The organism is Pseudomonas sp. NPDC096950 (genome assembly GCF_044762525.1).
GTDB lineage: Bacteria > Pseudomonadota > Gammaproteobacteria > Pseudomonadales > Pseudomonadaceae > Aquipseudomonas.
In genome coordinates, this window is sequence record NZ_JBIWEL010000003.1 from 153,334 (window position 1) to 173,326 (window position 19,993).

The 19,993-nt window shown below is 58.9% G+C and carries 21 protein-coding genes; 8 read left to right on the forward strand and 13 right to left on the reverse strand.

What is annotated here, in order from left to right; translation table 11 throughout:
- Positions 1–10: 10 nt before the first annotated feature.
- Positions 11–697, reverse strand: coding sequence for a DUF4225 domain-containing protein (locus tag ACIQY3_RS07725; RefSeq protein WP_403018322.1), 687 nt, complete (start codon positions 695–697; stop codon positions 11–13).
- The gene (locus ACIQY3_RS07730; protein WP_403018323.1) at positions 690–1,190 is read right to left on the reverse strand and encodes an Hcp family type VI secretion system effector; all 501 of its coding nucleotides are present in this window, start codon (positions 1,188–1,190) and stop codon (positions 690–692) included. The genes ACIQY3_RS07725 and ACIQY3_RS07730 overlap by 8 nt, the downstream gene beginning before the upstream one ends.
- A 417-nt stretch (positions 1,191–1,607) precedes the next feature.
- Here ACIQY3_RS07730 and ACIQY3_RS07735 point away from each other — a divergent pair, with 417 nt between their 5' ends.
- On the forward strand, positions 1,608–2,099 hold the full coding sequence (locus tag ACIQY3_RS07735) for a GNAT family N-acetyltransferase (RefSeq protein ID WP_403018324.1): 492 nt from the start codon (positions 1,608–1,610) through the stop codon (positions 2,097–2,099).
- A 443-nt stretch (positions 2,100–2,542) separates the two neighbouring features.
- Here ACIQY3_RS07735 and ACIQY3_RS07740 read toward each other — a convergent pair whose 3' ends face one another.
- Positions 2,543–2,836 carry a fructose-bisphosphate aldolase gene (locus tag ACIQY3_RS07740; RefSeq protein WP_403018325.1) on the reverse strand — a complete coding sequence of 98 codons (294 nt, stop codon included), beginning with the start codon at positions 2,834–2,836 and terminating at the stop codon, positions 2,543–2,545.
- A gap of 766 nt (positions 2,837–3,602) precedes the next feature.
- Between ACIQY3_RS07740 and ACIQY3_RS07745 the strand changes: the two genes are divergently transcribed.
- The gene (locus ACIQY3_RS07745) at positions 3,603–4,943 is read left to right on the forward strand and encodes a hypothetical protein (RefSeq protein WP_403018327.1); all 1,341 of its coding nucleotides are present in this window, start codon (positions 3,603–3,605) and stop codon (positions 4,941–4,943) included.
- 348 nt (positions 4,944–5,291) lie between these two features.
- Here the strand turns inward: ACIQY3_RS07745 and ACIQY3_RS07750 are convergent, their stop codons facing one another.
- From ACIQY3_RS07750 to ACIQY3_RS07760, 3 genes are all read right to left on the reverse strand, one after another.
- Positions 5,292–5,492, reverse strand: a complete 201-nt coding sequence (locus tag ACIQY3_RS07750) for a PLD nuclease N-terminal domain-containing protein (protein ID WP_054051149.1) — start codon at positions 5,490–5,492, stop codon at positions 5,292–5,294.
- Between the two features lie 101 nt (positions 5,493–5,593).
- Positions 5,594–6,463: an alpha/beta fold hydrolase gene (locus ACIQY3_RS07755; RefSeq protein ID WP_403018328.1), complete on the reverse strand. Its 870-nt coding sequence runs from the start codon at positions 6,461–6,463 to the stop codon at positions 5,594–5,596.
- Positions 6,464–6,704: 241 nt separating this feature from the next.
- Entirely contained in the window at positions 6,705–7,334 is a 630-nt protein-coding gene (locus ACIQY3_RS07760; protein WP_290029718.1) for an ABATE domain-containing protein, read from the reverse strand.
- 163 nt (positions 7,335–7,497) lie between these two features.
- Here ACIQY3_RS07760 and ACIQY3_RS07765 point away from each other — a divergent pair, with 163 nt between their 5' ends.
- Together ACIQY3_RS07765 and ACIQY3_RS07770 are read left to right on the forward strand one after the other, a co-directional pair.
- The gene (locus ACIQY3_RS07765; RefSeq protein WP_403018330.1) at positions 7,498–8,466 is read left to right on the forward strand and encodes a zinc-binding alcohol dehydrogenase family protein; all 969 of its coding nucleotides are present in this window, start codon (positions 7,498–7,500) and stop codon (positions 8,464–8,466) included.
- A gap of 20 nt (positions 8,467–8,486) precedes the next feature.
- Complete coding sequence (locus ACIQY3_RS07770) at positions 8,487–9,257, forward strand: SDR family oxidoreductase (protein ID WP_403018332.1); 771 nt, start codon at positions 8,487–8,489, stop codon at positions 9,255–9,257.
- A gap of 117 nt (positions 9,258–9,374) precedes the next feature.
- Here ACIQY3_RS07770 and ACIQY3_RS07775 read toward each other — a convergent pair whose 3' ends face one another.
- From ACIQY3_RS07775 to ACIQY3_RS07785, 3 genes are all read right to left on the reverse strand, one after another.
- Positions 9,375–11,084 carry an amidase gene (locus ACIQY3_RS07775; RefSeq protein ID WP_403018333.1) on the reverse strand — a complete coding sequence of 570 codons (1,710 nt, stop codon included), beginning with the start codon at positions 11,082–11,084 and terminating at the stop codon, positions 9,375–9,377.
- Positions 11,085–11,189: 105 nt separating this feature from the next.
- A complete protein-coding gene (locus ACIQY3_RS07780) occupies positions 11,190–11,684 on the reverse strand; it encodes a PaaI family thioesterase (RefSeq protein WP_403018334.1) in 495 nt (164 codons plus the stop codon).
- A gap of 64 nt (positions 11,685–11,748) precedes the next feature.
- The gene (locus tag ACIQY3_RS07785; protein WP_403018336.1) at positions 11,749–12,900 is read right to left on the reverse strand and encodes a GGDEF domain-containing protein; all 1,152 of its coding nucleotides are present in this window, start codon (positions 12,898–12,900) and stop codon (positions 11,749–11,751) included.
- Positions 12,901–13,033: 133 nt separating this feature from the next.
- On the opposite strand from ACIQY3_RS07785, the gene ACIQY3_RS07790 reads away from it, so the two are divergent.
- A complete protein-coding gene (locus ACIQY3_RS07790; RefSeq protein WP_403018338.1) occupies positions 13,034–13,468 on the forward strand; it encodes a GNAT family N-acetyltransferase in 435 nt (144 codons plus the stop codon).
- An 8-nt stretch (positions 13,469–13,476) separates the two neighbouring features.
- On the opposite strand, the gene dapF is transcribed toward ACIQY3_RS07790, so the two are convergent.
- From dapF to ACIQY3_RS07805, 3 genes are read right to left on the reverse strand one after another with little or no spacing between them, the layout of a single operon-like run.
- Positions 13,477–14,295 (reverse strand): diaminopimelate epimerase, encoded by an 819-nt coding sequence (gene dapF, locus ACIQY3_RS07795; RefSeq protein WP_403018339.1) that lies wholly within the window; start codon positions 14,293–14,295, stop codon positions 13,477–13,479.
- A 38-nt stretch (positions 14,296–14,333) separates the two neighbouring features.
- Positions 14,334–14,819 carry a GNAT family N-acetyltransferase gene (locus ACIQY3_RS07800; protein WP_403018340.1) on the reverse strand — a complete coding sequence of 162 codons (486 nt, stop codon included), beginning with the start codon at positions 14,817–14,819 and terminating at the stop codon, positions 14,334–14,336.
- A 54-nt stretch (positions 14,820–14,873) separates the two neighbouring features.
- A complete protein-coding gene (locus tag ACIQY3_RS07805; protein ID WP_403018341.1) occupies positions 14,874–15,254 on the reverse strand; it encodes a hypothetical protein in 381 nt (126 codons plus the stop codon).
- A 197-nt stretch (positions 15,255–15,451) separates the two neighbouring features.
- On the opposite strand from ACIQY3_RS07805, the gene ACIQY3_RS07810 reads away from it, so the two are divergent.
- Positions 15,452–15,811, forward strand: a complete 360-nt coding sequence (locus tag ACIQY3_RS07810) for a hypothetical protein (protein WP_403018343.1) — start codon at positions 15,452–15,454, stop codon at positions 15,809–15,811.
- Here ACIQY3_RS07810 and ACIQY3_RS07815 read toward each other — a convergent pair.
- Positions 15,806–16,741: a DMT family transporter gene (locus ACIQY3_RS07815; protein WP_403018344.1), complete on the reverse strand. Its 936-nt coding sequence runs from the start codon at positions 16,739–16,741 to the stop codon at positions 15,806–15,808. The two genes, ACIQY3_RS07810 and ACIQY3_RS07815, sit on opposite strands and share 6 nt — an antisense overlap.
- A gap of 74 nt (positions 16,742–16,815) precedes the next feature.
- Here ACIQY3_RS07815 and ACIQY3_RS07820 point away from each other — a divergent pair, with 74 nt between their 5' ends.
- Positions 16,816–17,664 (forward strand): LysR family transcriptional regulator, encoded by an 849-nt coding sequence (locus ACIQY3_RS07820; protein ID WP_403018346.1) that lies wholly within the window; start codon positions 16,816–16,818, stop codon positions 17,662–17,664.
- A gap of 140 nt (positions 17,665–17,804) precedes the next feature.
- The gene (locus ACIQY3_RS07825; RefSeq protein WP_403018348.1) at positions 17,805–19,724 is read left to right on the forward strand and encodes a tyrosine-protein phosphatase; all 1,920 of its coding nucleotides are present in this window, start codon (positions 17,805–17,807) and stop codon (positions 19,722–19,724) included.
- Positions 19,725–19,993: the final 269 nt, after the last annotated feature.

A 19,993-nucleotide genomic window follows, 5' to 3' on the forward strand; every position in this document is an offset into this window, starting at 1 on the left:
GAGATTTGATTTATTTTAAATTTGTTTCTTCTGCCATATTTTTTATTGTGATTGTATCGACTAAGGCTTCAAAGGCCAGTGCCAGCTTTCCTGTTTGTCTGTACGCTCGTTCATAATTGATAGGGTCTTTTCTGAAAAGCTCAAGTGTATCGTTTTTACGCACTAAGCTCATTACGCCGAACGCTGATAGTCCCAAGTCTACAGAGTAATAGAGTGTGTTGCCGATTTCCGTGTTATCGGCTAAATATTGATATGTTTTTCTGATTGGCCCTACTGTGCCGGGAGCACCAGGTCCGTTGTATATATTCGCTGCGCTTTCATAAATATTATTGGTGCCGTGCGCGATGTAGGTTAATCCGACGACTGATTTAGTGCCTCTTGAATTTCCGAGTAACGAAGCACCCGTTTGAACTTGCATTGCTCCCGCTAAAACACCAATACCATTTTGAGTATAAAACATTGCTTTGGATGATAATTCTGCATACTCATCTCTGATACTCTGCAAGCCCTGTCGTGCTCTGATTAAGCCCTCGTCAACCGCTTGGATAATCTCGTTGGCAAAAGAAGAAATAATCGAACTAAATTTAAGTTGTAAAAAACTATCGTGCAAATGTGTGGCGCCAAGGGTACATCCAAACGCGACCAAATCAGAAGCAGCTCTAGTCACATCATGAATATCACAACTATCATCACTCATCTTCGTTCCCCCAAAAGCTGTAAGCACTTGTACCCGCTTGAACGTGTGTCCAACTAATATCTCGATAACGAATGGATACCATTTCTTGTGGCTGATCTTCGTTCATATGTATGGAGTGAGGAACTTGAAGATTCAAATGAGCGATTTTTGCTCCGGTTAATCGTACTGAATAATACTTATCCTGGCCTCCGGCTGGTGATGTTCGATAAAAATGTATTGTGCATTCGATTTCTTCACGTTCGTGCAGCGCACTTGCCAGCAGTGGAGAGGATTTGTCGATGTTCTTGGTGATCATGATAGGCAGGTGCTTGCCGCGATTGCTTGAGTATCCGCCGTCATTACCTGTAGTCATATTGTGCGAATAAGCCAGAACCATGATTTCATCCTCATGCCCGATCTGGCATTTGTTGCCGATAGAACTTTGGCTAGAACAACCTGCAGAAATCAAACCTTGTCGCTTGCCCGTGATACTCATGTAACCGTGATTCGCCATGCGTGACACTCCCATTTAGTTGCCTGATCGATCTATTTCAAGAGTAACAAGTGCTCTGTCAGAAGGGATCTGGTGTAATTGAGTGCATCAAAGAGTTCGGATGCTTCTTACGAAGTACGAAGAAATACTCGATAGAAGAGCCCTACAACTTCAGGCAGTGGTCGCCAAATTGAAAGCCATAAGCGCTGATCGAAAACGAGATTACGATCACGTTGCCGGTTGACAGACCGGATCATCCCAAACACTATCGACCCATGACCTACACACGCCACACGAACATGATGTGCTCCTCCATGACCGCTTCCGGCGGACCATGAGGTCACGCGTTCATAAGATTTGACGCAGTTGCCCAGAGCCCCGCCAGAAATGGACGGGGCTTTTTAGTTCTTCGTCTATGGATGGTTTACGGAGAAAGAAATGTTTGAGATTAGACGTGCTAAACCGAGCGATGCCCAAACTGCGTTCGATATACGCCTTCAAGCGATACGGCATCAATGCATTGGGGCCTACACCGAGGATCAAATGCTTGCCTGGACGGCTGGAGCCGCTAAGGATGGATATGACGTCCTGATGGGCAAACACTTTTATCTGAGCTGTATTGACGGTGAGCCGGTGGCGACGGGGATGCTGGATGTGGAGAACGGTGAAATTGGTGCGATCTTTGTGCTGCCGGGGTTTATGAATCAGGGTGTTGGGCTAAAAATCCTTAACCACCTGGAAGAGCTGGCGCGGGATTTAGGTTTGGAGAAGGTCAATCTGGACGCTACGTTGAATGCGGCTGACTTTTATCGGAGGTGCGGTTATGTCGGCGATGAGCCTGCTATATACCATTCGCCTTCAGGGCTGCAGTTAGCTTGTGTGCCAATGGTGAAGTGGCTTTTGCTTTGGCGGGGAAGTAGCGAAAGATAAAGTCCTGAAAACCCGCGACGATGAGGCTTTTTTCATTTTTGATTTTGCCTGATCCGGTCAACTGAAAGTTTCGCCACTGCCATGAACCGCTCGCCCGCGTCGAGGCTTATTTTTCAGCGCTCGTTCTCCCATAGACGTGCTAATCACACGCAGAAAGAATTGAGGGATAACAGCGAAGATGATCTTGGACGAAGTGCTAGCAGTAGCCAGACAACGACTTCTTCATGCAGCTGGACTGGTGGAGCGATAAGGGACGCCATCACTGCGTCAGCATCACGCCAAAATGGCCTAACACTCACATCTATCTCGACTTGAACGGCAATATCGATACTGAAAAAGGTCTAGGGACGGATGAAGACCGCTTGGGTCAATGCATGGGAAATTCAGCGAAGCCATAAACTAAAAACCCGCAGTAATGCGGGTTTTTTGCGACTTAAACCTGGTTACTGATTTTGGGGCGTATCAAACCCCCGCTGCTCAATCACCCGAAACACGTCATGCACATCCCGGATAAGGATCCAGGCGATGTTGGTGACGGTGTTGATGTCGTTCTCGGCGTAGTCGGGGAGGGTGGTGCAGCCCATGAGGTTGAGGTATTTGAGGACGGCGTTGAGGCGTTCGCTGACGCAGTTGTGGAGTTCGCGGATGGGGGCATCGTTGTCGATTAGGAGGACGGGGTAGTCGGTGGCGAATTGGGACATGGGGGTGAAGCGGCGGGGCGGGTGTTGAGTAGTCATGGTGTAAATCCTAATAGAAGAAGATTTACCACCTCTTTGCTGCGAAACAAATGGGTGGCAGTTGTGCGTGGGTTCGCAGACCGGAGGATTTACACCAAGACCCGGCAGACCCGAAGATCTCCCACGCACAACCGCCATGAAACATCATGCGGCCAGAGCCGGCTGCATCATGCCTGACGGTACTTTGGTGTCAACTTTGAGGGCTGCGAAACCCTATCGCCAATTGCTGTGGCGACGGGTCGAATATAGGTGTCGACTTTGGGGCTCGCAACCGGGGTGTAGGACGCCTTTTAGGCCATCGTGGTGAAGGGGATTTACTACGTTCGACCACGAAACCCTTGTGAGCCGGGCACTCGGAAATGTCTGAGGAAATTGGGGGTAGGGGATTAGGACTGCTTCGCATCCCAGCGGGAGCAAGGTCCCTCGCCACAAAGGGTGTTTTCCTACGTGGTTTTCAGACGTGAAGATCAAAAGATCGCAGCCTTCGGCAGCTCCTACGTGGGTTAGGGGATGGCGAATGAGTTCGGTGTGTCAGTCGGTGCGTAATTGCATGGATTTGACCACCCATTTACATTGCCACTGACCAATCGATTGCATACGTGCTGACCAACCGTTTGCATTCGACTTGACCAGCACACGCCGTAGTGATGACCGATAGTTACCTCCACATGCACATCTCCTAGGAGCGGGCCAGGTAAGGCCCCGATCTTCAGGCCGGGCAAAGCCCGTGTACTATGGTTGCTCTCAATACCGAATAGGGGGCGGCATGGGGATCTACAAGAGCTATAAAAGCATCATCAAGCAGGCCGAGTTGATGGCGATGTCCCCGGACACGCTCGCCGCGCTTTTGAAGAAGCGGGCCTCGCAGGCCGAGGCCGAGTGGCGCAATGACGAGGTGGACGAGGACATAGAAGCCGCTCTGCTCCTGCGCGGTGATCCGGCGATCGACCTGGCACTCGCCAAGCACGGCCGCTTCATCGCAACATTGCGGCCCTTGTTCGCCGCCGGCGAGTCATCAGGAGCCGCCCGGCTATCCGTCCTCTCCAACACCGTCGTGGGCGGCGAAATCTTCTCGAAATTCCCATCTGATTTATTCGATGATGAGGACGAGGTAGCCGCATGGCTGAGCGCGGCTCCGGACGAGGAGATCTCGGCCCTGTTCGAGAACGACAACCTCGACGACATATTTCTCCGGGGCTTGCTGGAAGGCAAGAAGCCATGGGATCAGATCTCGGATGATCGCCTCGCGACCATCGTGTCGATGCTACATCGCAATGAGCGGATGCGGCGGCCATACGATGACAGCTTCATGGATGGCTACGCCGAATACACCTATGGGGCCGTGTTCAACGCCGCATGGACTCTCGCCGAACGGGTAAAGCCCACAGATCGTTGGGCTGCGGTGCTCAACAACCTGTATGACCGCATGGAGACCGACGCCTTCTCCATCGAGATGCCATTGGAGCTCGTGGGCCGCTGGCGCACGGCCCCATCGGACGCCGATGCCGTCGCGAAGGAGTCTAAGGACGCCAAGGATGGCTGGCTCTCCAACTATCAAGGGGTCCGCAAGGGCTTGGGCCGCCTCGCCCTCAGTAAGGACTCGAATCTGCTGGCGACCTTGCTGGACAGCGACGACCCTGCCCTCCGATCAGCCGCGTACTCGGATGGAGACATCAAGCCCGAGCAGCTTTCCGCATCCTACGAGCGGGATGGCGAACTCGTGTTCAACCAAGCCATGCACAACCACAAGATTTGGCGGTCGCAAGCGGGCCGCGAGGCCTTGAAAGACATAGCGTGGGCGGTGGTCAGCGCCGACAAGCATTCTGATCTGATGGCGGCCAACATCTTCAACAGCATCCGCAGCGACTTCGTCAAGAAGCATCCGGATTGGTTCAAGGACGAGGAGGACTTCCGGTCGGAGTTGGAAGCGAGCGACGAGCCCGCGACCAAGGCTGACATACAGACGTTGTCTGAGATGCTGTCTCAGCCTTGTTTCGGCCAAACCTTGGAGCAGTTGCGGCAGTCCATGGGCGCGATCCTCCGCCGCCTCGGCTGGGTATGGTGGATTTCGCTGGGGGCCTTGGCGGCCAGCCTCTGGCGCCACTGAGGCGCGTTAAGCGAGTGACGGCTCGCTCAGCGAGCGGGCGGGCTTTGCGCCCGCTCGCCAACTCAATCAGCTCCTCCAGCCGTTCTCCCCGAATGGCAGCTCTTGGCTGTGGATTCAACCGATCTCTACCGGTCCTGCCCACGAATCTAGCTGGTCAAATCCGATGCAAATGGCTGGTCAGGTCGAATGCAAATGGGTGGGCAAATCCTTGTAATTACCCAGTCGGGAATGAAAAAGCCCCAAGTTTTCGGGGCTTTCGGGAAGGGCTGGGGTTTTTTGGGGCTGCTTCGCGGCCCAACGGGGGCAAGCTCCCTCGCCACAGAAGTCGAGTTCGCTTTGGCCCGTTGGCTATTGCGCGCTATGGGTGCTGTGTTTCGGCCCGGCCAGTGCCCAAGCGATGAGGCCGATCAGCGGCACGAAGACGATGACGACGATCCATACGCCTTTGTTGTCGATCTTGCTGCCGCTCTTGATCACTTTGTTGATTGCCCACAATTCAATCACCACCAGTACTGCCGCGAGTGCGATCCAGACGTATTCGATTTGCATTAGCCACCTCCTGAAAGTCATTTCATTAGGCGGGCGGTGGTGGTGAGGGTTCATTTCTTTTTGTCAGGCGGATGCGGCCTTGCATCCGCCTGCTGTCGTCATCACACGGCGCTGCGGATCACTTCAATAATCCGCTGGGCGATGTATTCCACATGGGTTTCCATCGCGAAGTGCCCAGTATCCAGCAATTCCACCACTGCATTCGGGTTGTCTCGCTTGAACGCTTCTGCGCCTGGCGGGATGAAGAATGGGTCGTGTTTGCCCCAGATCGCGAGGGTCGGGAGTTGGGTTTCGCGGAAGAAGCGCTGGAAGTCGGGGTAGCGTTTTAGGTTGTTGGCGTAGTCGAGGAACAGGTCGAGTTGGATGTCTTTGTTGCCGGGCCGTTCCAGGAGCAGGGCGTCGAGGGTGTAGGACTCGGGGGCGATGAATTCGGGGTGGCTGACGCCGTGTTCGTACTGCCAGCGGGTGCCTTCCAGGTGGAGGACAGCGTCGGCGATGGCTTGGCGGTTGGTGGCGTTCGGTTCGGCCCAGTAGGTTTTGATCGGTGCCCAGGCGTCGCCGAGGCCTTCGAGGTAGGCGTTACCGTTTTGCGAGATGAGGGCGGTCATGCGTTCCGGGTGTTTGACCGCGAGGCGCAGGCCGGTGGGGGCGCCGTAGTCGAAGACGAACATGGCGTAGCGTTTCAGGCCCAGGGTGTCGACGAAGTGTTCGAGGGTTTGGGCGAGGGCGTCGAAGCTGTAGACGTATTCGCGCTCGGCGGGCACTTCGGTGAAGCCGAAGCCGGGCAGGTCGGGGGCGATGATGTGGAAGTGTTGCGAGAGCAGCGGGATGAGTTGGCGGAACTGGTGGGAGGAGCTGGGAAAGCCGTGGAGCAGGAGGAGGGTTGGCTGGCTGGGGTCGCCGGCTTCGCGGTAGAAGACGTTGATGCCGTCGGCGTGGGCAAATTTGTAGGTGATGGTTGGGGTGTTCATAGTGGTGGACCTCGTAACCTGTTGGATGGGGTTTAGGCGGTTTCGAGTAAGACTGTTGCATGGGATTTGTAACCTGTCAAAGTTATTTTTATGGGTTACTAATTTTTATGGCTGGCGCAAAAACACTGTGGGAGCGGGCTTGCTCGCGAAGGCGGTGTGTCAGGCAACATTTTTGTTGACTGGTGCACCGTATTCGCGAGCAAGCCCGCTCCCACAGGGGGATTTCACAGGTCTTTAGATTTTATACGCCCAGGTTTTTCTGGCGTTCGCGGTGGGCGGCGGCTTTGGCGCGGTTGCCGCACACGGCCATGCTGCACCAGCGGCGTTTTCGGCCTCGGGTGTGGTCGACGAACATCAGGGTGCAGGCGTGGCCTTCGCAGCATTTCACGTTGGAAAAATCTTCGGTGCTGACGAATTGCGCGAGCACTTCGCCCAAGGGCAGCAGCAGGGAGTCCGGGCTGCGCCAGCGGCGTTGCAGTTGTGCGGCGAGGGTCGGTGTGTCGCCGGTTTGCAGGGTGATTTGGGTGTATTTTTCGTCGCGTTCGAGCAGGCGATTCAGGGCGTCCAACTCGGTCAGCACCGAGGCGTCCAGCGGTTTGCCTTTGTATTTCAGGACGAAGCCGCGAAACCATTCTCGTAACGAGCGCGCCTGGGCCGCGACGTTTTCCAGTTCGCCGGGCATCGCCTGGGCCTGAAGGCGTTCCAGCACGGCGTCTTCGACCCATCCAGATTGTTTCAGCCAGTCCAGCCAACCCGCGCCGTCGTCGATCCAGTCGACCGGTTCATCGACGGGTGTCGCGATCGAGTTCAGAAAGTCCAGAGCGGGGGCGTCAGCAACGAAGATGGCCGGACCGCGAGGTGTGCTGCTCATGAGGGTGTCCACCAAAGCCGTGATTGATGTTGGTCAGCGTAACCACTCAAAATGCGTTTGACAAGTTACTGATCGCTGCATAACCTCTTAATCATCTTCAGTGCGGTTATGTAGATGCGCCGCCGAAGTGACCCCAAAAACAATCAACCCTGGGATAGACGTCATGAAAGCGATCGTTCTTGAGAAATTCGGCGGCCTCGACAGTTTGGTTTACAGAGATATTCCTGAGCCCGAAGCGATGCCGGGTCATGTGGTGATTGAGATCAAGGCCTTCGGCATCAACCACGCGGAGATGCACATGCGTCGCGGCGAGTGGGCCGAGGCGGCGCCGGTGTCGGGTATTGAGTGCGTGGGGCTGGTGAAGTCGTGCCCCGGTGGCGAGTTTGCGGTGGGGGCCAAAGTCGCGGCGCTGATGGGCGGATTGGGCCGGACCATCAACGGCAGCTACGCGCAGTACACCCGGGCGCCGGTGTCGAACGTGGCGCTGATCGAGGCGGATTTGCCTTGGGCTGAACTCGCGGCGATTCCGGAAACCTATGCCACGGCGTGGACCTGTTTGTTTCGCAATCTGGAACTTGTCGAAGGGCAGCGGTTGCTGATTCGCGGCGCTACTTCGTCGTTCGGTCAGGCTGCGGTGAAACTGGCGGTGAATGCCGGTGCGCAAGTTGTTGCGACATCCAGGAGCACTGAGCGCTTCGCCATGCTAGAGGCGCTGGGTGTTGCCGGTGTCGAACAGGAAGGGCCTGGGCTGTCCGCGAGAATAAATGGGCAATTCGACGCCGTGCTCGATCTGGTCGGCAACAGCACCATCCTGGATTCGCTGTCGATGGTGCGCCGGGGTGGCAAGGTTTGCCTGGCGGGTTGGCTGGGCGGGCTCGCTCCCATCCCAGAGTTCAATCCCTTGCTGCAAATGGCCAGCGGCGTTTATCTCACTTTCTTCGGCAGTTTTGTGTTCGGGACGCCGGGTTTTCCGCTGTCGGACGTGCCGTTGCAGGCCATCGCCGAAGACGTGGTGGCGGGGCGCCTGGATGTCACGCCATCAAGGATCTTCAAGTTCGAGGAAATCCACGAGGCCCATCGCGTGATGGAAGCCAATGAGGCAGGCGGAAAAATGGTTGTGGTGCACGCATGAGTCAGGCCTGGGAGAACACGATGATCAACTCAGTAGCGATTGTGACCGGTGCCAGCCAGGGCATCGGCCGCTCGACGGCGATTCGTCTGGCGCGGGATTTTGATGCGCTGGTGCTTGTCGCCAGAAATCGGCCGAACCTTGAGGCGACGGCGCAAGCAGTCCGCGAGGTCGGCGCGCAATGCCTGATCGTTGAAGGCGACGTCGCCGACTCCGCGATCCCCGCGCAAGTGGTGGAGCAGACGTTGGCGGCGTTTGGCCGAATCGATGCCTTGCTCAACATCGCCGGCGCCGTGCCGCAGATCGATTTGTTCGACATGACCGACCAGCAATGGCATGACGGCGCCGAGCTGAAATTGCACGGCGCGCGGCGGATGACCCTGGCGGCGTGGCCGGCGTTGAAAGCGGCGAAGGGCGCGGTGGTGTTGATGTCCGGCAATTCGGCAGCGACACCCAAGGCGCCTTATGCGGCAGTGGCCACGATCAATGCGGCGATTGTGGCGCTGGCGAAGGCGTTTGCGGATCGCGGCACGCAGGATGAGGTTCAGGTGAATAGCGTGTTGCCGGGGCCGGTGATGACCGGGCGGCGACGTTCGTATCTGGAGAAATGGGCGCCGGCCCATGGGTTGTCGGTGGAGGAGGCCATGTTGAAGTTTCCCCAACAGGCGGGGATTGGCAGGTTTGGTGAGCCGGAGGAAATTGCGGAGTTGATGGCGTTTTTGGTGTCGCCAGGGGCGAGGTGGATGACGGGGTCGGCGTTGCGGATGGATGGTGGGGAGGTAAAAGCCATTTAAGTCGAACACCGTACCTGTGGGAGCGGGCTTGCTCGCGAAGGCGGCGCATCAGTCAACTTAAATGTTGAATGACACACCGCTTTCGCGAGCAAGCCCGCTCCCACAATGGATTTGTGTTTAATTGGCGGACAGTGCTGGCGTGCGCGGCGGAATAAGACGCTTGCTGCCAGTCGCCTCAAACGCCGAGGCCAATCGCAGCAACGTCGAATCGTCATACGCCCGACCGGCAAACGTCAGCCCGACCGGCATGCCAATGTCCGCCATCACACCCATCGGCACCGTCACCGTCGGCACACCCAAATGCCGGATCGCGAGGTTGCCATTCGCGACCCAAATCCCATTGCTCCACGCGATATCCGCCGACGCAGGATTCACATCCGCATCCGCCGGCCCAACGTCAGCAACGGTTGGGAACAGCACCGCATCCAGCCCGAGGCGATCCATCCAGTCTTCCAGGTCGAGCTTGCGCGTCTGCTCAAGCCCACGCAGGCCATCCGGCACGGTGCTGATCTGGTCCCACGGCGTAATCCCGCGCTCAGCCATGCGCACATACTCATCCATGCCGGCAGCCAGATCGCCCTCGCGATTGGGCAGCGTTCCCGGATCGTGGGGGAAGATCAGCGGCCCATCGACATCCACCAGACGATTCAATTTCGGATCGCCATTCGCCCGCAGGAAATCGTCAAATGCCCAAGCCGTCAGGTCCCATAACTCATGGTGCAGGAACTCCTTGGACACGATGCCGCGATTGAACACGGTCGGCGCTCCAGGGCGATCACCTTCGCAATTGGAAACCAGCGGGAAGTCGACTTCAATCACTTCGGCACCGGCCGCTTCGAGTGCCTGGCGCGCCTGTTTCCAGAGTTCGATCACCGAATCGCGGGTGTTGATGCGCTGCCCGGTCGGGCCACCAATCCCCGGTGCTTCCGACGTACCCGCCTCGGGATCAGCATTGATGTACATGCGCGGAATGCCAAGGCGTTTGCCAGCGAGGGCCTCGGGATTCGCGGCAAGTTCGGCATAGGAAGCAGGGCGCACCGAAGCCACACTCGGAATCGGCACCCAAGGTTGCAGCCGCCATAGATCACCGCGCGTGTCGGTGTCTTCGGCGACCACGACGTCGAGCACTTCGAGCAAGTCCGCCATGGTCCGCGCAAACGGCACGACCACGTCCATGGTCGGCGTCAGCGGCCAGTTGCCGCGCACCGAGATCACTCCGCGCGATGGCGTGTAGGCGCACAAGCCATTGTTCGATGCCGGGCCGCGACCGCTGGACCAGGTTTCTTCCGCCAGACCGAATGCCGCGAAACTGGCAGCGGTGGCCGTACCGGCGCCATTCGACGAGCCGGAGGCGAATGGTGCGGTGAGGTAGTCAGCGTTGTACGGGCTCTCGGCCCGGCCATAGACACCGCGCTGCATCCCGCCGTTGGCCATCGGCGGCATGTTGGTCTTGCCCAGGCAAATCGCCCCGGCGCCGCGCAGGCGTTCGATGGTGAAGGCATCGCGGTAGGCAATCAGGTTGGCAAACGCAGGGCTGCCGGACGCGGCGGTCAGGCCCTTCACCAAATAGCTGTCCTTGGCGGTGTAGGGAATGCCATCCAGCGGGCCGAGTGTCTGGCCTTTGGCTCGGCGGGCATCGGACGCCTGCGCTTCGTTCAGCGCTTCGGGGTTGCGCACCACCAAGGCGTTGAGGGCAGTGGTGGTGTCGGGGCCGTCGTAGGCGTCGATGCGCGCGAGGTAGGCCTGGACCAGCTCAACCGCGGTGGTCTGGCCCGATTCGAGCGCAGCGCGCAGCTCGGCAATGGAAACCTCGGTGACCTCGATCATGCTGTTCTCTCAAAATGGCTGTTCATGGTTGTTCTCGTTTTGCGGTGTTGCGCGAATGGGCGCTATTTAACACCAAGCGGCGAGCCGAGGCATGGGTGAAATGCTTCACCGGCCGTGCGCCGCGTCCGCCAGTTGCCCGGTGTCCACCCGCACGAAAACCGAGTCGCCGATGGCGGTGAGTACTTCGCCCGCATAGACCTCGCAGACCACCCGGGTCTTGCGTCCCACTTCGCCCTCGACTTTCGCCCGCAGGGTCAGCGTCACGCCCATGGGCGTCGGTTTGATGAACTTGATTCCGAGGTTGCCCGTGACGCAGTCGATGCGCGGCAGACTGCCCGGTTCACGCTGCTCCGCGCGGTAGTGGTAGGCCATCGCCGTCCAGTTGGAGTGGCAATCGACCAGCATCGCGATCAGGCCGCCGTAGACCAGGTCCGGCCAGCCGCTGTATTTGGCCTCCGGGATGTGCTCGGCGATCACATGCACGCCGTCTTCATCCCAGACACTCTTGACGTGCAGCCCATGGGGATTGCGGCCGCCGCAGCCGTAGCACACGCCTTCGGGGGCGGCGAGGTCTTGCAGGGACGTTTCGGTATGAGGCATGACGGTCATCCTGAACATTGTGAGCCTGACGTTGGCGGATTCTAACGCTGAACCCAGTCGGGAATTAAAGCGTCCGATCAACCAGCCGAATGCTGTTGCGTCCGCCACGCTTGGAAGCGTAGAGCGCGGCGTCACCTTGCTCGATTAAGTCTGCGAGGCTGGCGGGCGGTTGGTCGAACAAGTCGGCGCCGATGCTCAGTGTCACCGGTTCGGGCGTGGGGAAGGTTTGTGAGGCGGTTTGCTGGAATTGCTCGCGTAACGCGTTGCCAAGCAGTACGACACGTTCGTTCGAAGTGTTGTTCAGCAGAATCACGAATTCGTCACCGCCTAGTCGGGCCGCCAGCGCGTCGTCGGGCAGCACCGCGCGAATCATCTCGCTCAGCGCGACAAGCAATCGGTCGCCAGCGGTATGGCCGTACAGGTCGTTGACCAGTTTGAAATTGTCGATATCGATCAACAGCAAGGCGCCGGGGCGAGTCGGCGAGACGTCTTCCAGCAGGCGCGCTGCCCGCATCTCGAGGGCGCGGCGGTTGTACAGCGCGGTCAACGGGTCGCGGGCGGCGAGGTGCGCGATCTGTTTCTCCCGCCGATAACGCTCGGTGCCGGTCATCGACAAGGCGATCAGCATGATCGCCATCACGCCTTCGACCAGGGAAACCTGAATGATCGCGCCGCGCAACGCCGCCAGATCGATGAGCGTGCCCGGAATCACCGCCGTCAGGGCCTTGGCCACATAGAAAACCCCGTGGGCCAGCAGCACATACCGCAGCTGCACCGCGCCCACGCTCAAAGACTTGCCATGGGGGCGCAGAAGGAAACTGGCCCTGAGGGTCGACAGCGCGACCAGCAGCGAGTTGACCAGCAACATGACCTTCGACCAGATCGGCCCGTCCGGCACCAGCAACATGGCCAGCCACGCGATGAACATCAGCGCCCAGCCACGGGACAAACGCGTCTGGGTGAAGCGCGCGACGCCGAGCAAAAACAGAAAGTGCGCGATCACCAACAGGCCGTTGGCGAACCAGATACCGATGAACAGAAAACCACTGCTGCGCAACAGCGCGAGGGTGGAGCCTACGGTGATCGTGGCAAACCCCGCGCTCCAGAACAGCAACGAAGGTTCGCGAATGCTGCGCCATTCGATCGCCAGGTACAGCGCAGCGGCCGCCGCAAGGGCGACCGAGATTGTCAACATCGTGAGCGGGTCGAGCGGCATGTCCTGGCGGGCCTGTCTTTTGAGCAAAGAGACGGCGATTGTAAGCGTTTGGGGCGGGTTTTCGCAGAGGGGGCGCCAGCAAGGTTCTGATAGTCTGCCGGACACACTGATTATCAAAGCAAGGGCTTCATCAATGTTCACTCTCCGTGTCTTGACCCTGGACGATTACGAGGCCGTGATCGACCTCATGAAGCGTACGCCAGGCGTTTCCTTCCGGGATGCCGACTCTCGTGAATCGACCGCGAGGTACCTGGAGCGCAATCCCGGGATGAGCTTCGTTGCGCAGGTGGAGGGCGTTATCGGCGGTTGTGTCATGTGCGGGCACGATGGCCGCCGAGGGTATCTGCAGCATTTGGTGGTTCTGCCGCAGCATCGGCGGCAAGGCATCGCCAATGCGCTGGTGGCGCGCTGTCTTTCGAGCCTTGAGGCGCTCGGGATACTTAAATGTCATCTCGATGTTTTCAAAACTAACGAAGCTGCAGCCAAGTATTGGCATAGCCAGGGCTGGCGGCTCAGGACGGATATCGATCGGTATTCGTTTACCCGGCCGGGTGATGAAAACGCCTGACCGAGAATTTAAAAAGCCTGCAACTGGCTATCCGGGATGACGCCCGAAAAACTCGTCTCGACCGGCCCTGTGAGAACGACGGGGCCTGCGCCATCCCACTGAACCGTGACGATTCCACCGTCGCATTCCACCGTAACGGAATTGTCCAACAAGCCACGGCGAATGCCGTTTACTGCGGCGCCACAACAGCAAGAGCCTGAACCGAGAGGGATACCACCTCCGCGTTCCCAGATGCGCAACCGGATGTGCTTTCGGTCAATGACCTGGACGAAATGCACGTTTGTTCCGAGGGGGAACAGGGGATTGGTTTCAAGGGTGGGACCGATGGTCGCGATGTCGATGGCTGTCAGGTCATCCACAAAATAAGTGCAGTGCGGATTGCCCATGCTGCAAGCCGCCGGGTCACCGGCAAGTGGCAAAACAGCGGTGTCCATTTCCCGCGCCAGGGGAATGTCCGGCCAGTCGAAAAGCGGCGCTCCCATGTTGACGGAAATGGTGCCGGCCGACGTGCGTTCGCACGTGAGCAAGCCACGATTGGTGCGCAATACGATCGACGTCACACGGGATTCACGCATCAGCCTGTCCGCGGCGCCCCGGGTGGCGCTGCCACACGTGTCCAGCGCCGAGCCATCGGCATTCCAGAAGATCAGGCGCGCGTCTGCATCATCGCAATCGAGCACCACGGCGAGTTGATTGAAGCCGATGCCCCGGTTCCGGTCGCCCATTCGCCGAGCCAAGCTACTGGTGACTGGATTGGACGCGTTGCGCGCGTCGACGATAACGAAGTCATCGCCATTGGCGTGCATTTTGTGAAAGCTCAACGGCATTGATAAACCCTCGTGGCGAGACACCGGATGAGTAGACGTCAGTTGCGCACAACCCAGAACATCGTCTGAACCCTGATATGCGGATGACTTTCCAAAGGCTCCCATTCATCCATGAACGTGAAGCCCTGCCTCAGATAGAAGTTCGCAGCCCTGGCATTGTCGGGAGAGACGTCCAGGAAAACCTGATCGTACCCTCTGCTCACCGCGCGGGACTTCACCGCCGCAACCAGTTGATTGGCCACACCTGACCCACGGGCGGCGGGCTCAACCCACATGCCGATCAAGTTGTAGCGATTCGCCTGGCTGACCGCGGCTCCGATCATACCTACCGGTTTATCGTCCTCGATGGCCAGCCAGAACTGCGTTCCGGTGTCTGACGAGGCGCGTTCTTTCCATTGTTCGTCAGTGTAACGGGCGGCGGTTTGGTAGCTCACACCAAACGCTGTCGGGGTGTCCAACAGCGCAGCGAGGCGGACTTGCTTCAACCGCTTCCAGTCTTTTTCTTCCGTGAGTCGAATATCCATGATTTTCCTGTAAGAGCGCGAAGCCTGAGAGGGCCTGTTTACGGCGATAAGTAGTTACCGACTAACCAACGGGTAATGTTTGATACGACACGCATAATCATTGCCGTCACCTTTACAGATGCCATCCAGATAACGGTAATCAATGCGCACCGACTGGCCTTTTTTGGGCCACTGCCGACGTGGCAATGTGGCTTGGTAGTCAGTTGTTTCCGGGGTGAACGTGACCGTTATCCCGACTTCCGGGCATTCGACCGAGGTCGATGCGGGGGTGGCTTTCAGGATTTGCGCCTGTAGTTGTGGATACGGGCGTTTCACTACCTCGGTGACACGAACTTCCATCCTGCAAATTTGCCATGTGGATGCCTGCGCTGGTTCGCACAACACGGTGAGCGGCAAAACGAATAGCACGTAGCGTGTTGCGCCAATCTTCATCATTGCGCTTGCCTGGGGTACGGACGTCGAAGGCATGAATCGCCGTTCACTGTTTATGTTGGGCGGACGAGGTGTCAGGAGATTCTGGCAGCAACTCTGGATTAAGTGCTTTTATTTTGTGCCCTGATGACCGTGCACTCGGTCTCAACGTGGTTCGACAAGGTCTGTCGACTGTCATTGCCCAACGATTGGATTTACGGATGAACCCAACCAAGCGACTCCCGTTCCACGCAAAGAAAATCTTCGCTATCGCAGTCACGTCTCTGTTTCTAAATGGTTGTGTCGGGGTAGTGGTTTCTCTACCGGATGAAGAGCAAAGAAGTCACGTTCCCTTGACCGAGCAGAAAACCGACAGCGACCTGACCACTCGGGCGTGGTGTGGTGTCACGATTTGGGCGGTGGTTGTGCCGATTCCCTTGAAGTTGCCGGTGTGCCAGCTTCATGTGGGGCAGTCTTTGACATCACCCTTTTATGCTTGCGGTCCGTTTATGTTCCTGGGAGGTATGTCTAACGGTTATGAGGGACATTTCCTGTGCGGAAAGTTTCCCAAGGTGTCATGACGAGGTCTGCCGAGCCTCCGCCCGCACCACCAGCCAGATTCCCACCCCGGACACCAACATCCCGGACACCATCTGCCACGACAGCGGTTCGTTGAACATCGCCCAGGCCCACAGCATTGTCACTGGCGGGCTGAGGTATAGAACGCTGGCGACCCGGGTCGCCGTTGCGCGACGCAGGCATATCCAGTAAAGCCCATATCCGCCCACGGTCGACAATCCCACCGTCCACAGCACGCTCAGTGCAAACCCCGTGCTGGGGATCGGCATCAGGCTGCCCTGGCTTCCGTCGACGATGGCGAATGCGATGCTCGACACGCAACATTGCAGCCAAAGGTTGGGCAGCAGATCCAGCGACTCCGCTGCGGGCAAACGCTTCTGCCACAGCGTCGCAACGGCGAGCGAAAGCATGCCGAGCAACGGCAGACCATACGCCCATAACGGCGCGTTGCCCCACGCCAGCGCGCCATGGGTCACCACGATCACGCCGACCAGACCGATGACCAAACCAGCCCAAACCTGCCAGGCCAGTCGTTGCCCCAGCACCAGCGCGGCGAGCAGCGCCATGCCCATCGGCAGCAGATCGGCGAACAGTGCGGCCAGACCCGCCGGCACGCCGAGGGCGATGCCTTGGATGACACCGGCCAGATAGCCCGCCATGGCCAACAGGCCGATGCCGGCGTTTTTCAGCAGGGTGGGCAGGGAGGTTCGCCGCAAAGATTTGGCGACGAAGGGCAACAGGATGAGCGTGACCACCACGCAGCGCCAAAACACCACCAGCAAGGCCGGGGCGTAATCAATCGAGAACCGCGCGCCGACGAACCCGGAACTCCAGGTGAGAATCAGCGCCGCCTCGAGTAACGGCAGTGGGATCGCCTCGCGCCAGGTTAGTGTGGCTTGTGGATGAGCGGTAATCGGAGTGTGCTGGTTCATCACCACAGGCTACGAAACCGGCGTAGTCTAATAAATCAAAATAAAGTGCAGCAGTCATTCACAAAGGCTGAACCATGACAGCGATACTCGATATAGAACTGGTCCGCACGTTTCACGCCGTGGCGCGGATCGGCAAATTCAGCGCGGCGGCCGAGCAGCTGCATAAAAGTCCGGCGGCGGTCAGCGTGCATATCCAGCGACTTGAGGCGGTGGCCGGCGGGCGTTTGCTGAACCGCGATAACCAGTCCGTCTCCCTGACCGCACTGGGCAAGCGCCTGCTCCTGTCCACCACAGAACTGCTGAGCACCCATGACCGCGTGCTGGCCGATCTGCATGGCACGCATTTGGCCGGGCGCATTACTTTGGGTGTCCCCGATGAATACGCGGTCCATGTCATCCGCGACATCCTGCCGACTTTCGCGGCGGCGTGGCCCAACGTGGTGCTGGAACTGAAGACCGCGCCAAGCTACGCGCTGCGAGACCTGGTTCAGCGCGGCAAGCTTCAAGCGGCGGTGATTGCCCAGCCCATGGGGCAAGCGAGTGCGCACGTGCTCGTCGTCACCACGCCTGTCTGGGTCGGGCCGACTCACACGACGGTGTCCTCGATGGACCCGTTGCCGCTGGCCGTGCACGCGGCGCAATGCCCGTATCGGCAAGCCATGATGGAATCGCTCAAGCACAGCGGCCGCCGCTCGCGGGTGGTGCTGGAAAGTCCTTCCAATCAGGCGATCAAGGCGTGTGTCGAGGCGGGGCTGGCGATCAGTCTGATCGACCGCGCCATGGTCACGGACAACATGCAGATCCTCGACGGATTGCCCGTGATTCCGGAGCACGAAGTCGTGTTTCTAAGGTCGTCATCCTCACACGACGATGAAGCGGTGAACCTGCTGGCCCAAGCCATGCAGCAACATTTTCGGCTCTGACGTTCCTCGGTGCCACGGACAGAAAACGCACCCGACGGACCCATCGCGCACGGATTTTCATCCGTCGGCAATTTGTCATATTCGGTCTCAATTCAATGCAGATAGTGGGCAGCCCAACGCGATTTGAATGAGGCTGCACCGTGTTTCAACGTCTTCTGTGTTCACTGTCCGTTTTGAGCCTGTCCATTGCCGCTGCCCAGGCCGCCGACACCACCACCCTCGATACGCCGCACCTGCGCAGCATCGACAACTTCCGTGATCTCGCCGGCACCACCACTGCGTATTCCACCGCCAATGACGGCACGATGCGCGCCGGCGTGTTCTACCGCTCCAATGCGCTGACGCCGTCGGCGGCAGATCTGGCGACGTTGAACGGCTTGGGCATCAAGGCTGTGTATGACCTGCGCACGCCGACCGAGATTGCCGGCACGCCCGACACACTGCTCACGGGGGCGACCTACGAGAACATCGACATCATCGGCAGCACCACGTCCGGCTCGAACATCACCACGGTCTCGTTCAAAAGCGCCGCCGATGCCATCGCGATGATGCAGGAGACCAACCGCGCGTTCGTCAGTGATGCGGGGATGCGCGGCCAGTTCACCCGACTGTTCAATGAGCTGGCCAGCGTCGATGGCGCCGCGCTGTTCCATTGCACCGCCGGCAAGGACCGCACCGGTTGGACCGCCGCCGTGCTGCTGAGTATTGCCGGGGTCGACAGCGCCACGATTATGAGCAACTACCTGGCCACCAACGACTACACCGCCGCGCGGATGAAGGCGACGCTGGCGGCGATGCCGGCGAGTATGGCAGCGATCTACGCGCCGTTGCTCGGGGTGGAGGCCAGTTACCTGCAAGCGGGTCTGGATCAGGTCACCGCGCAGTACGGCAGCATGGACAACTACCTCAAACAAGGCCTGGGTCTGTCCCAGGAAACCCTCTATGTGCTGCGCGGCAAAATGGTCGAGTACAACAGCCTGCCGGGCCAGGCGGGCCTGATCGGCAACTCGGCCGCTGGCGCGCAACTGTTGCAGCAGTTGCAGGGCAGCAAATTGTCCGGCACTTACAGCGCCTATAACTATTACCTGCAATCGGCGATCGATGCCGGCACGCTCGGCGGTGTCGAATCTACCGTCGGCGGCCAGGTGCATGCGGACGCCGCCAGTTACTTGCTGCGTCAGGGCGCGATGATCGATCAGGCAGCGGCGCCGTTCAGCAGCGGCACGGACCTCAAGGTCGGCCAATACCGTTTGTGGAGCACTGCGCTGGCGGGGTATCTGGGCACCGACGGCTCGTCCCATGTCGCGAGCAGCAACGAGCACAGCCAAGGCTTGATGATCGGCCTGACCCAGCGCTTCTCCGAACAACTCAGCGCCCATGGCGGTTTCGGCTACAGCCGTGGCAACGTTGGCGGGGCGGGTGGCGAGGCCGATACCGACCTGACCTTTTTCACCGTGGGTGCACGCTACGCGCCGGATGGTCTGGAGCGCGGGCTGTTTGTCGATGCCGACGTCAACGCCGGTTGGCTCGACTACGACAGCAAGCGCGACCTCGGCGGCGGGCTCGGTTCGGCCAAGGGCGACAGCCATGGCAATCTCTCCGGCGCCAGTCTGGCGCTGGGCTACCGTGTGCCACTGAGCGGCATGATCCTCGAACCGAGCCTCGGGGTGCGCGTCAGCCACCTGGACCTGTCGGGCTTCAAGGAAAAGGGCAGCGAACTCGCCCTTGATGTCGATGGTATCCAGGCCACCCGGCGCAGTGCCGTGGCGAACCTCAAGGCTTCGTTCGCGCCGATTGGCATGGGCGCGTGGAATCTGGTGCCGGGCGTCGAAGTGGGGTACGAGCATGTGCTGGGTGATCATACGGTTGACAGCGAAGCTCATCTGCTTGGCCTCGACATTGAACAGCGGGCTGCTTTCGACAATCGTGATCAGTTCACGGGCGGGGTCAATCTCATGGCCAATCTGGGTGCGCTGAGTGTGGGGGCGGAAGTTGGCGCCAGTGGCGGCGGTGACAGCCATGGCTTCAGCGGCGGCCTCAAGGCCAGCTACCTGTTCTGATCCCTGTAGGAGCATGGCTTGCCCAAGAAGAGGCCGGCACATTCAGAATGGATGTCGGCTGACCCACCGCTTTCGCGAGCAGGCTCGCTCCCACACTGGATCTGCAGTGGACGCAGTATTTGTGAACAACCCACATCCCCTGTGGGAGCGGGCTTGCTCGCGAAGAGGCCGGCACATTCAGAATGGATGTCGGCTGACCCACCGCTTTCGCGAGCAGGCTCGCTCCCACACTGGATCTGCAGTGGACGCAGTATTTGTGAACAACCCAC